Source organism: Nocardia alni, from assembly GCF_019038435.1.
Lineage (GTDB): Bacteria > Actinomycetota > Actinomycetes > Mycobacteriales > Mycobacteriaceae > Nocardia > Nocardia alni.
The window spans coordinates 1-12,969 of the sequence record NZ_JAGPOX010000071.1 but is presented as its reverse complement, the minus strand read 5'-3'; the positions used below and the strand labels follow the sequence as shown (position 1 = coordinate 12,969).

Annotated in this window: 15 protein-coding genes and 2 pseudogenes; 8 read left to right on the top strand and 9 right to left on the bottom strand. The window is 66.5% G+C overall.

From position 1 onward, the window contains the following. Positions 1 to 149: 149 nt before the first annotated feature. From JZ791_RS47230 to JZ791_RS24870, 5 genes and pseudogenes are all read right to left on the bottom strand, one after another. Positions 150 to 1,085: pseudogene (locus JZ791_RS47230) on the bottom strand (LAGLIDADG family homing endonuclease); the annotation flags it as partial. Positions 1,086 to 1,091: 6 nt separating this feature from the next. After that, positions 1,092 to 1,589 (bottom strand): annotated as a pseudogene (locus JZ791_RS47225) (ribonucleotide reductase N-terminal alpha domain-containing protein); the annotation flags it as partial. 38 nt (positions 1,590 to 1,627) lie between these two features. Further along, a complete protein-coding gene (gene nrdI, locus JZ791_RS24880; RefSeq protein WP_216897661.1) occupies positions 1,628 to 2,125 on the bottom strand; it encodes a class Ib ribonucleoside-diphosphate reductase assembly flavoprotein NrdI in 498 nt (165 codons plus the stop codon). Between the two features lie 67 nt (positions 2,126 to 2,192). After that, the gene (locus JZ791_RS24875) at positions 2,193 to 2,426 is read right to left on the bottom strand and encodes a redoxin NrdH (protein WP_216897630.1); all 234 of its coding nucleotides are present in this window, start codon (positions 2,424 to 2,426) and stop codon (positions 2,193 to 2,195) included. Positions 2,427 to 3,114: 688 nt separating this feature from the next. Continuing rightward, positions 3,115 to 3,681, bottom strand: a complete 567-nt coding sequence (locus tag JZ791_RS24870; RefSeq protein WP_216897629.1) for an NAD(P)H-dependent oxidoreductase — start codon at positions 3,679 to 3,681, stop codon at positions 3,115 to 3,117. A 185-nt stretch (positions 3,682 to 3,866) separates the two neighbouring features. Between JZ791_RS24870 and JZ791_RS24865 the strand changes: the two genes are divergently transcribed. Together JZ791_RS24865 and nadE are read left to right on the top strand one after the other, a co-directional pair. Further along, positions 3,867 to 4,490, top strand: coding sequence for a TetR/AcrR family transcriptional regulator (locus JZ791_RS24865; RefSeq protein WP_438804561.1), 624 nt, complete (start codon positions 3,867 to 3,869; stop codon positions 4,488 to 4,490). A gap of 4 nt (positions 4,491 to 4,494) precedes the next feature. Next, the gene (nadE, locus tag JZ791_RS24860; RefSeq protein WP_216897627.1) at positions 4,495 to 5,328 is read left to right on the top strand and encodes an NAD(+) synthase; all 834 of its coding nucleotides are present in this window, start codon (positions 4,495 to 4,497) and stop codon (positions 5,326 to 5,328) included. A gap of 3 nt (positions 5,329 to 5,331) precedes the next feature. Here nadE and JZ791_RS24855 read toward each other — a convergent pair whose 3' ends face one another. From JZ791_RS24855 to moaA, 3 genes are all read right to left on the bottom strand, one after another. Next, on the bottom strand, positions 5,332 to 5,757 hold the full coding sequence (locus JZ791_RS24855; protein WP_216897626.1) for a DUF1003 domain-containing protein: 426 nt from the start codon (positions 5,755 to 5,757) through the stop codon (positions 5,332 to 5,334). 116 nt (positions 5,758 to 5,873) lie between these two features. Beyond that, positions 5,874 to 6,116, bottom strand: coding sequence for a MoaD/ThiS family protein (locus JZ791_RS24850; protein ID WP_216897625.1), 243 nt, complete (start codon positions 6,114 to 6,116; stop codon positions 5,874 to 5,876). After that, positions 6,109 to 7,167: a GTP 3',8-cyclase MoaA gene (moaA, locus tag JZ791_RS24845; protein ID WP_216897624.1), complete on the bottom strand. Its 1,059-nt coding sequence runs from the start codon at positions 7,165 to 7,167 to the stop codon at positions 6,109 to 6,111. The genes JZ791_RS24850 and moaA overlap by 8 nt, the downstream gene beginning before the upstream one ends. 112 nt (positions 7,168 to 7,279) lie before the next feature. Between moaA and JZ791_RS24840 the strand changes: the two genes are divergently transcribed. From JZ791_RS24840 to JZ791_RS24830, 3 genes are read left to right on the top strand one after another with little or no spacing between them, the layout of a single operon-like run. Next, positions 7,280 to 8,512 (top strand): molybdopterin molybdotransferase MoeA, encoded by a 1,233-nt coding sequence (locus JZ791_RS24840; protein WP_216897659.1) that lies wholly within the window; start codon positions 7,280 to 7,282, stop codon positions 8,510 to 8,512. A 53-nt stretch (positions 8,513 to 8,565) separates the two neighbouring features. Continuing rightward, the gene (gene moaCB, locus JZ791_RS24835; protein WP_216897658.1) at positions 8,566 to 9,708 is read left to right on the top strand and encodes a bifunctional molybdenum cofactor biosynthesis protein MoaC/MoaB; all 1,143 of its coding nucleotides are present in this window, start codon (positions 8,566 to 8,568) and stop codon (positions 9,706 to 9,708) included. Next, on the top strand, positions 9,701 to 10,141 hold the full coding sequence (locus tag JZ791_RS24830; RefSeq protein ID WP_216897623.1) for a molybdenum cofactor biosynthesis protein MoaE: 441 nt from the start codon (positions 9,701 to 9,703) through the stop codon (positions 10,139 to 10,141). Before moaCB ends, JZ791_RS24830 begins: the two co-directional genes overlap by 8 nt. Before the next feature lie 16 nt (positions 10,142 to 10,157). Here the strand turns inward: JZ791_RS24830 and JZ791_RS24825 are convergent, their stop codons facing one another. Then, a complete protein-coding gene (locus tag JZ791_RS24825; RefSeq protein WP_216897622.1) occupies positions 10,158 to 10,592 on the bottom strand; it encodes a MarR family winged helix-turn-helix transcriptional regulator in 435 nt (144 codons plus the stop codon). Between the two features lie 87 nt (positions 10,593 to 10,679). Between JZ791_RS24825 and JZ791_RS24820 the strand changes: the two genes are divergently transcribed. The 3 genes from JZ791_RS24820 to JZ791_RS24810 form a co-directional block, all read left to right on the top strand. Then, positions 10,680 to 11,582, top strand: coding sequence for an LLM class F420-dependent oxidoreductase (locus JZ791_RS24820; RefSeq protein ID WP_216897621.1), 903 nt, complete (start codon positions 10,680 to 10,682; stop codon positions 11,580 to 11,582). A 379-nt stretch (positions 11,583 to 11,961) separates the two neighbouring features. Further along, positions 11,962 to 12,393 carry an ATP-binding protein gene (locus tag JZ791_RS24815; RefSeq protein ID WP_308163077.1) on the top strand — a complete coding sequence of 144 codons (432 nt, stop codon included), beginning with the start codon at positions 11,962 to 11,964 and terminating at the stop codon, positions 12,391 to 12,393. Between the two features lie 5 nt (positions 12,394 to 12,398). Next, positions 12,399 to 12,969: CobW family GTP-binding protein (locus tag JZ791_RS24810; protein ID WP_216897620.1), on the top strand; the 571-nt coding region annotated here is incomplete at its 3' end.

Below are 12,969 nucleotides of genomic sequence, written 5' to 3'. Positions count from 1 at the left end.
TGGTACGTCGTACGCTTCGTACCTTTGCGACCGGTGTAGTTGTGCAGGTTCTTACCGATGTCGAAGATGAACTCTTCGTTGGTACCAGGCAGACCGGGCACAAACACCTGTCCGGTAAGGTCCCCCGCCTGATTGATGTAGGTGCGGACCACAGACACAATGCCCAGTCGGCGCAGGATCAGCTGCACTTGGTCGATCAGTTCCGGGTTGACCAGGTCCAGGACCATCCCGCCGGTGGTGCAGCACCCATCACCACGAAACAGCCCGCTGACCAGACCACGCAGAAAATCCTCGTCCGCGGTCATGACCTCATGCGGCAGGTGCTTGGTGGCATAACCGGTACCTGCCAATGACAACAGCAGCGACGCCACGATCTTGCTGTTGCACACCATCCGGGTGGAGTGGTCGGAATAATTCGTGTACAGAGACAGGTCGATCCCGAATACCTGTTTGAACGCCATACCGAGCTCGACATGATATTCGGTTTCGTACGCACCGAGGGTGAAGTGGACACCGTTCGGCTGGACACCCTCCACACCCGAACGCTTGGATACATGCCCCTCAGCGAGGTACCAGCCCAGGATCAAGCCCAGTTCGTACGACTCTTCGACATGACGGTTGACCGGGACGAACACCTGGCTGTATCGCTGCTTGTTGCGGTGCTTCGCGTCCGTATTGACCTTGCGGACCAGCCCGTCGGACTCTTCGAAGACACCTTCTCCAACGAACTCCATCATGTCGAAGACTCGACGTTCACGCGTATCCAGCGGCGCGGTCGTCACGATGAAGTCGGAAGGATGCACGTCCTTCGCTGCCAGCCACACGAACCCACGAAACGGGTCGGCGCCGTCTCCGTCGATCAGCGTTTCGACGTCGCGCGCGGTCCACACCAGAATGGGATGTTCCGGGGTGCACCGAATCGGTTCCTTGTGCCCGAAGTGCGAAATCGATACCAGTGCTTCATCGTTCGGGTTCTCGATGAGCCTTTCGACCTCAGCATACGAACCGTCGTGCGACAACACCCGATCGCCGGGCAGCAGGGTCTCAATGGCCCGTGGACCGTCGATAGTGTCCACCGGTGTGCCCGCCGGAAAGCAGGAGACTGGCTCGCCACGCTGCTTCTTACCCGAATTCAGGAAGGTTGGGGTGGCCGGTTGGAAGCGGCCGGAGATGATCTCCTCGACCAGTTGCTGGGCCAGGATTTCGTCGCCGTCTGCGAGGGCCAGGGCGACCATGCAGACGCGGTCCTCGAAGCGTTCCAGGTAACGCTTGCCGTCGAAGGTCTTGAGTGTGTACGAGGTGTAGTACTTGAACGCGCCCAGGAAGGTGGGGAAACGGAACTTCTTGGCGTAGGCCTGCTCGAACAGGCGCTTGACGAAGCCGCGGTCGTACTTGTCCAGGACCTCGGGCTCGTAGTAGTTCTCCCGGACCAGGTAGTCGAGCTTCTCGTCCAGGTTGTGGAAGAAGACCGTGTTCTGGTTGACATGCTGCAGGAAGTACTGCCGCGCGGCCGCGACGTCCTTGTCGAACTGGATCTCACCGTTCGGGCCGTAGAGGTTCAGCATCGCGTTGAGGGCGTGGTAGTCCATGCCCTCGGTGGATGCGACGTCGGTGGCGACCGGGCGCTCTACGCGGGCCGATTTACCTGCAGGTGCTGTTGTCGTTGCCACTGTGCTTGTTGCCAAAATGATCCCAATCCCTCTCGGACGCGTTCGACGTCCTCGGCAGTTCCCATGAGTTCGAAGCGATACAGGTAGGGCACCCCGCATTTGCGTGAGATCACTTCTCCCGCATAGCAGTACGTATCGCCGAAGTTCGTATTGCCGGCCGCGATGACGCCGCGCAACAGCGCACGATTATGCGGATCGTTGAGGAACCGCGCCACCTGACGGGGCACGAATTCCTTGTCGGATCTGTTGCCGCCCAGAACGTGCCGACCGCCCCCGTAGGTGGGGCAGATCAACACGTAAGGCTCATCGACGCGAAGCGAATCGGCGGTGTGCAGCGGAATGCGAACGGCCGGGAGGCCCAGTCGCCGCACGAAGCGGTGCGTGTTCTCCGACGCACTCGAGAAGTAGACCAGAGACCCTTCCCCAGGCCCAGGTGGAGTAGACGTGGCGACCACGGCAACCACTCCCCCTTCCCGATACTTCCTCTCGAACAGCGTGCCGGGCGAACAGCGCCCCGGCGAATCAGGCGGCGACGACCGCCAGCGACTTGATCCTGTCGGGACGGAAGCCCGACCAGTGGTCCTCACCGGCGACGACGACCGGGGCCTGCAGATAACCCAGGGCCATCACGTAGTCGCGGGCCTCCGGACTCTCCGAGATATCGACGACCTGGTACTCGACACCGGCCTTGTCGAGGGCGCGATAGGTGGCGTTGCACTGGACACAAGCGGGCTTGGTGTAGACGGTGATTGTCATAGTGTCCCTCTCTCCTCGGCGTTGGAACCTGTGGAACCTGTGCCTGAACCTGAGCCTTGAATCCATGCAGTGCACGACTGAGCACGATCCACGTAGTACTTGCGCAAACCCCTGGAAGTCGCTGTAGCGGGCCACGAACGTCAGGCGACGAGGCTGAACACGGCCCGGGGACCGCGTCGTCTTCCAGTGCTCAAGACACTACACCTAGTGGCCGACAGATTCCTACAACACGACATGTTGCGAGTCACATCGGTGAAATTCGGTCCGCGTAAGTACCTGGACAGTCGATTCGCAACTCGACACCACTGTGTTGCACATCACGATTTCATACCGCAGCACATTCTCAGCAAACGCATTGTTCCCAACTGTCACAGAACCACCGTCCATCCCGCGAGTCCCGCAACCCCCTTACGCCACGAATCACCCGGCAACACGCACGCCAGCTGAGCGCCATCGCTGCGACACGCCGCGTTCATCCGGTGTGTCGGGTCGCCAGAGTCCCCTCACACTCAACGCCACAGGTTTGCCCGGCACTCCCGGACGCCGTTCACACGCGACCGGGCCCGCCCCGTCACCATGGACAGGGCGGGCCCGGTCGTCCCACATCGAAGCGTGCGATCCTGTGCCGCCCTCATCGGGCGGCTATCGGCCTACCGCGGGCGTCCCGCTTGGTATGCCGGCGTTCCGCTCAAGCATCCACCGACTGACGCACGGCCTCTACCAATTCGTGCACCACACCGGCCAACTCGGTCAGCGCCTCGGCGTCGTCGCGCGGGTGCGCCTCGGCGAAACGCTGCCCGATGACACCGAAGTGCAGGTGCGCGCTCTCGACCACCGACGCGCCCGCCACGCTCAGCACCTTGACGGTGTCGCCGTGCGCCCACTTGGCGGCGTTCTGACTGATCGAGGCACTCACGACCGCGGCGGGCTTGCCCTTGGTGGAGCCGGCGCCGTAGGGCCGCGAGGCCCAGTCGATGGCGTTCTTCAACGCGGCGGGAATGGAGCCGTTGTACTCGGGGACGAACAGCAGCAGGCCGTCGGCCTGGGCAACCGCCTCGCGCAAAGCGGCCGCGGCGGCGGGGACGCTGCCCTCGACGTCGATATCCTCGTTGTAGAACGGGACATCGCCGAGACCCTCGTAGATGGTGACCTCGACACCCTCGGGAGCCGTCTGCACCGCGGCCTCGGCGAGCCGCCGGTTGATCGACGCGGCGCGCAGGCTGCCGACAAGAGCCAGAATGCGAGTCTGGGACATGATCTTCTCCTTGTGGGACGAGGCGGCGGTGCGCCATCTTCAGGTAGAATAACCGGACCATGGTCCGCTTTCATTCCGCTCAGCAGGGGGGTCAGCTTGTGAGCTACGACACAGACGTGAACCAGCCCAGCACCGATCCATGTACGGACCGGGCAGAACTCGCCGAGCGGGTCGCGTCCCTGCCCATCACGGCCCATCCCGCACCACAGGCCGAGCAGCATCCCTTGGCCTTCGTCCTGCCCGTCGCCGACGAGCACGGCGAACGCAGCGATGCCGCGCGCAACCGGCAGCTATTGCTGGACGCCGCCGAGGAGCTGGTGCGCGAGTGCGGCGCCGACGGCCTCACCATGGACGCGCTCGCCAAGCGCGCCGGGGTCGGCAAGGGGACCGTCTTTCGCCGCTTCGGCAACCGATCCGGGCTGATGCTCGCCCTGCTCGACCAGTCCGACCGGAAGATGCAGGCGGCCTACATGTTCGGGCCGCCGCCGCTGGGTCCGGGCGCGCCGCCGGCCGAGCGGCTGATCGCCTTCGGCCGCGCCCGGCTGGCCGCCACCGAGATCGAGGGCGATATCCGGCGCGCGGCCGACGTGTCGGGCCGGTACGCCACCGCGCCCTACGCCGTCGCGAAAACCCATGTGATGCTGCTGCTTCGGCAGGCCGGGGCCGCCGGTGAGATCCCCCTGCTCGCCGACAGCCTGCTCGCCGCGCTCGACAGCACGCTGGTACTGCATCAGATCCGGGTGCTCGGCTACACATCCGAACAGATCGGTGATCATTGGGAACGCCTGGTCCGGTGGGTCGTAGAGTGACGGCGTGGGTAATCTTCGCCAGGCCATCGCGGCCGATCTGGGTGTCCAGCCGATCATCGAACCGAAGGTCGAGGTGCGTCAGCGCGTCGAATTCCTGAAGGAGTTCCTGCGCTCCACCCCCGCGACGGGCTTCGTGCTCGGCATCAGCGGCGGCCAGGACTCGACGCTGACAGGTCGGCTGTGCCAGCTGGCGGTGGAGGAACTGCGCGCCGAGGGCCACGAGGCCACCTTCGTCGCGGTGCGACTGCCCTACGGTGTGCAGGCCGATGAACACGACGCGCAGATCGCGCTGCTGTTCATCCAGCCAGACCGCTCGATCGAGGTGAACGTCAAACCGGGCGCCGACGCGGTGGCCGCCGAGGTCGCACGCGGCCTGGACGGCGAACCGCTGCGCGATTTCGTGCGCGGCAATATCAAGGCCCGCGAGCGCATGGTCATCCAGTACGCGGTCGCCGGTCAGCTGAACATGCTGGTCGTCGGCACCGATCACGCCGCCGAGGCGCTCACCGGATTCTTCACCAAATACGGCGACGGCGGCGTCGACCTGACCCCGCTCACCGGCCTCACCAAACGCCAGGGCGCGGCCCTGCTCCAGGAACTCGGCGCCCCGCCCAGCGTCTGGCAGAAAGTCCCCACCGCCGATCTCGAGGACGACCGCCCCGCACTGCCGGACGAGGTCGCACTGGGCGTCACCTACGCCGAGATCGACGATTATCTGGAAGGCAAGGACGTCACCCCCGAGGTGGCCGCCAAGCTCGAGTCCATCTATCAGGCCACCCGCCACAAGCGCACCGTCCCGGTGACTCCGCTCGACACATGGTGGAATCGGGCCGAGTGACGCTCAGGAGCGGTGGGCGTCGGCCTCGTCGATGAGGCGGCGGTGCAGTTCGGTCGTCATCGCGTGGATGGCCCGGGTCAGCTCGGTGTTGGTCTTCAGCTCGAGCTCCTCCTGAGAGAAGTCGTGATCGGCCTTGATCTGCTGGAATTCGGCCTGGCGATTCTGGCCGATCATGACGAACGTGGACAGGAAGATCGCCTCCAGCGACACGATCAGCGTCAGCGTCGGCCAGGGTGTCTTTTCGATCCAGACCATCCACACCCCGAAACCCACCGCGTGGATGTAGACGAACCACATCGACCCGGCGAACCTGGTGATCCAGTCCGCGATCCGCAATTGGATGTTCGCCGCGCGCTTGGCCTGCAGTTCCAGCACGGCCGGATGCTGACGCGGCCGGTTCGGTGACGACGGACTGGGTGATTCGGACATCCGCACAGTCTCCTAGCGGCCGTGGACGGAAAGCGTTTGCCGCCGAATGATAACGCGAACTTCCCGTACACCCGCTGGTATGTACGGCCGATCCACCGTGCGGCAACCGGGCCGGCTCAGCCGCCCGCGAACGGGGGTAGGACGTCCACCCGCGGGGTCAGGCGAGCGGTGGCGTCGCGGGTGAGTTCGTCGCCGATCAGGAAGGCGCAGACCTTCAGCATGGGGTCCAGGTCGGGGCCGTAGGTGGCGGACAGGGTGTGGCGCAGGTCGGCCACCGTCGCTTCGGCGGGGAGGTCGAGGCTTTCCGTTGATTTGCCGACGGCGTCGGCGATCGCGGCGAAATAACGGACCTCAACCACCGATCGCTCCCATCGTCCGTTCCGGCGGTACGAAATCCGCCGCATCGATGCCGTGTCCGGCCCATTTGTTCCACATCGCGCCGCGCCACAGGGTTGCCAGGTCGGCGTCGTGCGCGCCCTCGCGCAAGGGGGTGCGCAGATCGTATTCCTCGTCGCTGAACAGGCAGGAGCGGATCTTGCCGTCGGCAGTCAGGCGGGTGCGGTCGCAGTCGCCGCAGAACGCGCGGGTCACCGACGCGATGATGCCGACCCTGGCCGGGCCGCCGTCGACCAGCCAGCTCTCGGCGGGTGCGGCGGGATCTCGCCGACCGGCCTCGGTGAGGGTGAAGCGCGCGCCGAGCACGTCGAGCAGTTCGGCGGCGGTCACCATCTCGGTGCGCGCCCACCCGTGGTCGGCGTCCAGCGGCATCTCCTCGATGAACCGCAGCTCACAGCCTTCGTCCAGACACCATCGCAGCAGGTCCGAGGCGCCGGAGAGGGTTTCGCGCATCAGCACGGCGTTCACCTTCACCGGGGCCAGGCCCTCGCGCCCAGCAGCCCGGATACCGGCCAGCACCGACTCGAGCCGATCGCGGCGGGTCAGGCGAGCGAAACCGACGTGGTCGACGGTGTCCAGCGAGACGTTGACCCGGTCCAGTCCGGCCCGCGCCAACCCGCGCGCCCGATGTTCCAGCCCGACGGCATTGGTGGTCATGGCCAGCGGCGTATCCGGCACGGCGGCCTTACAGCCCGCGATGATCTGCTCCAGGTCACGGCGCATCAGCGGCTCGCCGCCGGTGAACCGCACCTCGCGCACGCCCAGTTCGCGCACCGCCAGGGCGACCACGCGCACGATCTCCTCGGCCGAGAGCAGCTCATCGGCCGGTATGGCCGGTAGGCCCTCCTCGGGCATGCAGTACGTGCAGCGGAGCGAACACTTCTCGGTAATGGAAACCCGCAGGTCACGGGCGACACGACCGAACTTGTCCAGAAGATACGGAGTATCGGGCCGTCCTGCCACCGGGGGATGCCCGCGGCGGACGGCTGGAATCCCCATGACGACCACACTCACGACACCCATTATTGCCGCTCTGTGCACGGGCGTGCTTCGGAGGAACGTACGAAGTGTCTCGGACAGGGGCGCTACTAGGCTGCCAAGCATGAGAACATCGCGCAGCGATTCGATGACGGGCGGTGGCGGGACGACCGGTGGGCGAACCAGCCCTGCCGCCGTCTCGGCCCGGTCTGTCGAGGACCATCGACGGCGTGTCGAGGAACTGCTGCGTCCGTCGACCGCGCGCGAGGTCGAAGATGTGGCGACGGGGCGGGCATCGGGCCGGCTGCTGGCGCGAGATGTGAAAGCGCCGCTGGATCTGCCGGTCTTCCGCAATTCCGGGATGGACGGCTACGCCGTGCGTGCGGCGTCGGTGTCGGTGACGCCGGTGACGCTGCCGCTGGCAGGAGTGGTCGCGGCCGGACAGGCCGGACAGGCGCCGCTGCCGCCGGACGCGGCGATGAAGGTGATGACCGGTGCGCCGATCCCGGCCGGCGCGGACTGCGTGGTCCCGGTGGAGGACACGCGGGCCGAGGGCGGGTCGGTGACGATCGAGCGCGGCCGCAAGGCCGGGGACTTCGTGCGTGAACCGGGGACCGACGTGCGGGCCGGAGAACTGCTGGTGGCCGCGCGCACGCTGGTGGCGCCCCGGCATATCGCCGCGCTGGCCGCGGTCGGGCTGCCCACACTGCCGGTATTTCGACGGGTGCGCGCGGCGGTCCTCACCACCGGCGACGAGCTCATGCCCGCGGGAGCCGAGCTGCGGCCCGGGCAGATCTACAACTCCAACGGGATCGCACTGGCCGCCGCGCTGGAGGCCAACGGGGTCGAGGTGGTCTCGGTCGAGCACAGCCGCGACGATCCCGAGGAGTTCCGCCGCAGACTGTCCGCGGCAACGAGTTCCGCGGACGTGGTGTTCACTTCCGGCGGGGTGTCCAAGGGCGACTTCGAGGTCGTCAAGGACGTCTTGGCCACGCGGGGAGGCGAATTCGGCTCGGTCGCGGTGCAACCCGGCGGCCCGCAGGGCATCACGGTCGTCGACGGGATTCCGGTGCTGAGCTTCCCCGGCAATCCGGTGAGCACGATGGTGTCGTTCGAGGTGTTCGCGCGGCCGATCCTGCGGGAGCTGGCGGGACTGCCCCCGGTGCCCACATACGAGGTGGCGCTGCTCGATTCGGTGCGATCCCCGGCCGGGCGGCGGCAGTTCCTGCGCGGGCGGATCGAGGGCGACGGCGTGCGCTTGGCCTCGGGCCCCGGATCACATCTGGTGGCGGCGATGGCCCACGCGGACGTGCTGATCGATATTCCCCCGGAGATCACCGACGTAGCGACGGGCGCGACAGTGAGGGTTATCGAATTGTGAGTAATCAAGAGCCGGAACGGCTTTCGCATGTCGATTCCGAGGGTCGAGCCCGCATGGTCGACGTGAGCGGTAAGGCCGACACGACCCGGACGGCGGTGGCCGCGGGCGAGCTGCGCACCACCGCCGAGGTGGTCGCGCTGGTGCGGGCCGACGACATGCCCAAGGCCGACGTGCTGTCCACCGCGCGCCTGGCGGGCATCTCCGGGGCGAAGAAGACCTCTGAGCTGATCCCGCTGTGCCATCAACTCGCGCTGTCCAAGGTGGACGTGCGCTTCGGCTTCACCACCGACACCATCACTATCGAGGCGACCGCGAAGACCACGGGCCCCACCGGCGTCGAGATGGAGGCGCTGACCGCCGTCGCCGTGGCCGGGCTGACGCTGCACGACATGGTCAAGGCGGTGGATCCGGCGGCGGTGCTGAACGGGGTTCGGCTGCTGACGAAAGACGGCGGAAAGCACGAACATTGGGAGCGGCCGGACATCGAGGCCGCAGCAGCGATCGAATCGTCGGATCCTCTTGCGGCAGAATCGAATACATCAGGATCGGCGACTCGGCCGCGTCCCTCGGGCGACCAGAGCCCGGCCGAAGCGAGCGTCGAAGGACCCGATGTCCGCGAACACGGTTCACACGTCCACGGCGACCACGAAGCCTCCCATCACGGTTCACATGAACGTGGTGCGCACAACCACGGGTCCGACACCGCTGATGGTCCCACCGGATCTCGGTCGGCCGTTGTCCTCGTGGCATCGACCGGCGCGGCGGCCGGGACACGAGTCGACAAGACCGGTCCGGTGTTGCGGAATTGGCTTGCCGGACTCGGCTTTTCGGTGCGCGGTCCGCTAGTGTACGCGGATGCCGAGATCGCGGCCGGACTGGCGGACGCGTTGAGTGGCCGGCCGGGACTGGTGATCACCACCGGCGGTACGGGCGCATCGCCGACGGATGCGACGCCCGAGGCCACGCGCGCTGTGCTCGATCGTGAACTGCCCGGTGTCGCCGAACAGATCCGGCTCGAGGGCACCGCGACCTTCCCGCTGGCGGCACTGAGTCGCGGTCTGGCCGGACTCGCGGGGCGATCGGTCGTGATCAATCTGCCCGGTTCCCCCGGCGGTGTGCGCGACGGAATGGCCGTGCTGGAACCACTGTTGGACCATCTGCTGGCCCAGGTGGCAGGAGGAGGTAACCATGACTGAACTCGATACCGGGCCGACCGTGCGTCTGGCCTCGATCCGCGATCGGGCGCTGGTCCCCGAGGAAGCCGAGCGCGCCGTCACCGGGCCCGAGCACGGCGCGGTCGTGGTGTTCACCGGGAAAGTGCGCAATCACGATGGCGGGCAGCAGGTTTCGACACTGGAATACTCCGCGCACCCGCAGGCGGAGATGTTCCTGCGCCAGGTCTGCGAACAGGTGGCGGCCTCGTCCGGGCTGCCCGTCGCGGCCGTACACCGGGTCGGCGCGCTGGATATCGGCGATCTGGCGATCGTGGTGGCCGTCGCGGCCCCGCACCGCGCCGAGGCCTTCACCACCTGCGCCGACCTGGTGGATCGGATCAAGCACGACGTTCCGATCTGGAAGCGTCAACTGTTCGCCGACGGCCTGTCCGAGTGGGTCAACGCCTGCGGGTGAACCGGCCCAAGGGACTTCACTGCTCGCGCGTCAGGTTGCGCCGGATTCGTTCCAGCGCGCCGATCACGGCTTCCCTTTCGGCGGTGTCGAATCCGGCGAACGCGCGATCGGTGAGACCGGCCATCTCGTCCTCGATGGTGGCCTCCAGGTCCCGCCCGCGGTCGGTGAGGTGTAGCCGCACCAGCCGGCGATCGGTCGGATGGGGCTCGCGACGTAACAGTCCGGCGGCCTCCATGCGGGTGGTCGCCCGGGTGACCGTCGGGGTGGACAGCCCCAGCTGCTTGGCCAGCTCCCCCGGCGCCAGCCCGTCCCGCGCCCACAGTGCCCGCAGGATGAACTGCTGCCCCTCGTAGACGCCGTGGCGGGCATAGGTGGAGGCAGCCGCCATCGTCATCGCGTGCTTGGTGGACCAGTACACGGTGAGGAAGTCGGCGGCGGGCTGGGCGGTCATGGTCCGTCAAGCGTAGGGTATTGAAATCGTTAGCCGACTCACGATACGATCATTGCTCGGCTAACGACTTCTTTCGAAGGATACTCGATGAAACTCGGCATCGGCCTCACCGACTTCTCCTGGCCCATCCCGACCGACCACATCGGCCCCACCGTGACCGACCTGGCCCAGCAGGCCGACGAGTCCGGAATCGACAGCCTGTGGGTGATGGACCACTTCTTCCAGATCCGCATGAGCGGACTTCCGCAGGAGTCCCCGATGCCGGAAGCCTATGCGACACTGGGCTTTCTGGCCGGAGTCACCAAACGCATCCGGCTCGGCACACTGGTCACCTCGGTGGCGTATCGGCACCCGGGTGTGCTGATCAAGACGCTCACCGCACTGGACGTGCTCAGCGGCGGCAGAACGTACTTCGGGATCGGCGCGGGCGCCGCGGTCGATCCCTCGACGCTCGAGGGCGTATTCGAGACCGATGGGCTCGGCATCCCCTTCCCTTCGCTGAAGCAGCGCTTCGAGATGCTCGAGGAGACGCTGCAGATCGCCCACCGGATGTGGGACGGCGACGAAACTCCGTTCCGTGGAAAGCACTACACCCTGACCCGGCCGCTCAACTCGCCGAATTCGGTACAGCGGCCGCGGCCGCCGATCCTGCTCGCCGGCGTCGGTGAGCGCAAGACGCTGCTCATGGTCGCCCGGTACGCCGACGCGTGCAGCCTGTCCGATCTGCCGGGGCCCGAATTCGGCACCGAGATCGAGAAGAAGCTCAACGTATTGCGCACACACTGCAATACCATCGGGCGCGACTACAACGAGATCGAGAAGACGGTGGCATCCCGGCTCGACCCCGCCGACGCCGACCACTTCGTCGAACATATGCGGGAATTGGCCGCGCTCGGGATCGATCACGTACTACTGGCTCCGGCGGGGCCGTGGGACGAGAAGCGCCTCGCGGGCCTGGTCGAGCTGCTGCCGGAGGTGCACGCGATCTGATTTTCCCCCTATTTGTCACCGTGCCGGGCGCATCACATTGAGCAATACCCGGTATGAGGGCACAATGGGGTTGCGGGCGGCGAGCCAGATGCACTCTCATCTATCCGACTCCGGCACTTTCGACTACTGTCAGGGACCGGACTCGGATGGAACCGGTGACTTCATCCTGTGATGGATTCGAGCGCTTGGTTCCCGACCGCATGTCACAGGTTCGGGAAAGACGGGATCGCCCGCTGTGGGCCGATCGAGAAAGGGGCGCAGCGTGCACTCGTGGGAGTCCGCGCCGCTGAAACGCATGTCAGCGCCGGTCATCACACACGCCGCAACCGCATCGGCCCGGGTATCGGCGATACCCGACGCCCCGGTCCCAGAGGACCCCATCATCACGATCGCCATCGCGATCTCCGCCGATATCGCCACCGCGCGCGAGGCGGGGCGCGACTACGCGATCATGCTCGGCTTCTCCCGCACCGACGTCACGATGATCTCCACCGCCATCTCCGAGGTGGCCCGCAATATCATCAGCTACGCCGGGAACGGGGAGATCCGCCTGCTGCTGACCGAGGTGCAGCGCCGCCGCGCGCTGGTGGTCCAGGCCCGGGACGAGGGGCCCGGCATCGCCGATATCGTCTCGGCGCTCGGACACGGATGCGCGCCCGGACGGCGTCAGGGGCTGGGGCTGCCCGGCGCGCGTCGCCTCATGGACGGACTGTCGATCGACACCGCGCCCGGACGCGGCACGGTGGTGGAGATGTGGAAGTGGACGCCCATCAGCTTCCGCCGGGGAGGCTTCAGCCGATCGGTAAGGTAGACCGGATGAATCGGCGCATCCCCGTCCTGATCGTCGCCGGATTTCTCGGAGCCGGCAAGACGACGCTGCTGAACCATCTGCTCCGTCAACGGCAGGCGCGAATCGGCGTGGTGGTCAACGACTTCGGCGCGGTGAACATCGACGCGCTGCTGGTGGCCGGTCAGGTCGACGCGATGGTGTCGCTGGGCAACGGCTGCGTGTGCTGCGCGGTGGACATCAGCGAACTCGACGAGATGTTCACCCGCCTGGCCCAGCCGAGCAACCGTATCGACGTGATCGTGGTCGAGGCCAGCGGCTTGGCCGAGCCGCGCAACCTGATCCGCATGGTGATCGCCAGCGACAACTCCCGCATCCGCTACGGCGGCCTGATCGAGGTCGTCGACGCCGAGCACTTCGAAGACAGCCGCGAACAGCATCCGGAACTGGCCTCCCACCTGCGCCTGGCCGATCTGGTGGTACTGAACAAGGCCGACCGGGTACCGTCCGCACGCCTGGACCTGCTGCGCCACGAACTCGGAGAACTGGCACCCGGAGTACCGCTGCACGCCACCACCCACGGCCGAATCGACCCGGGCC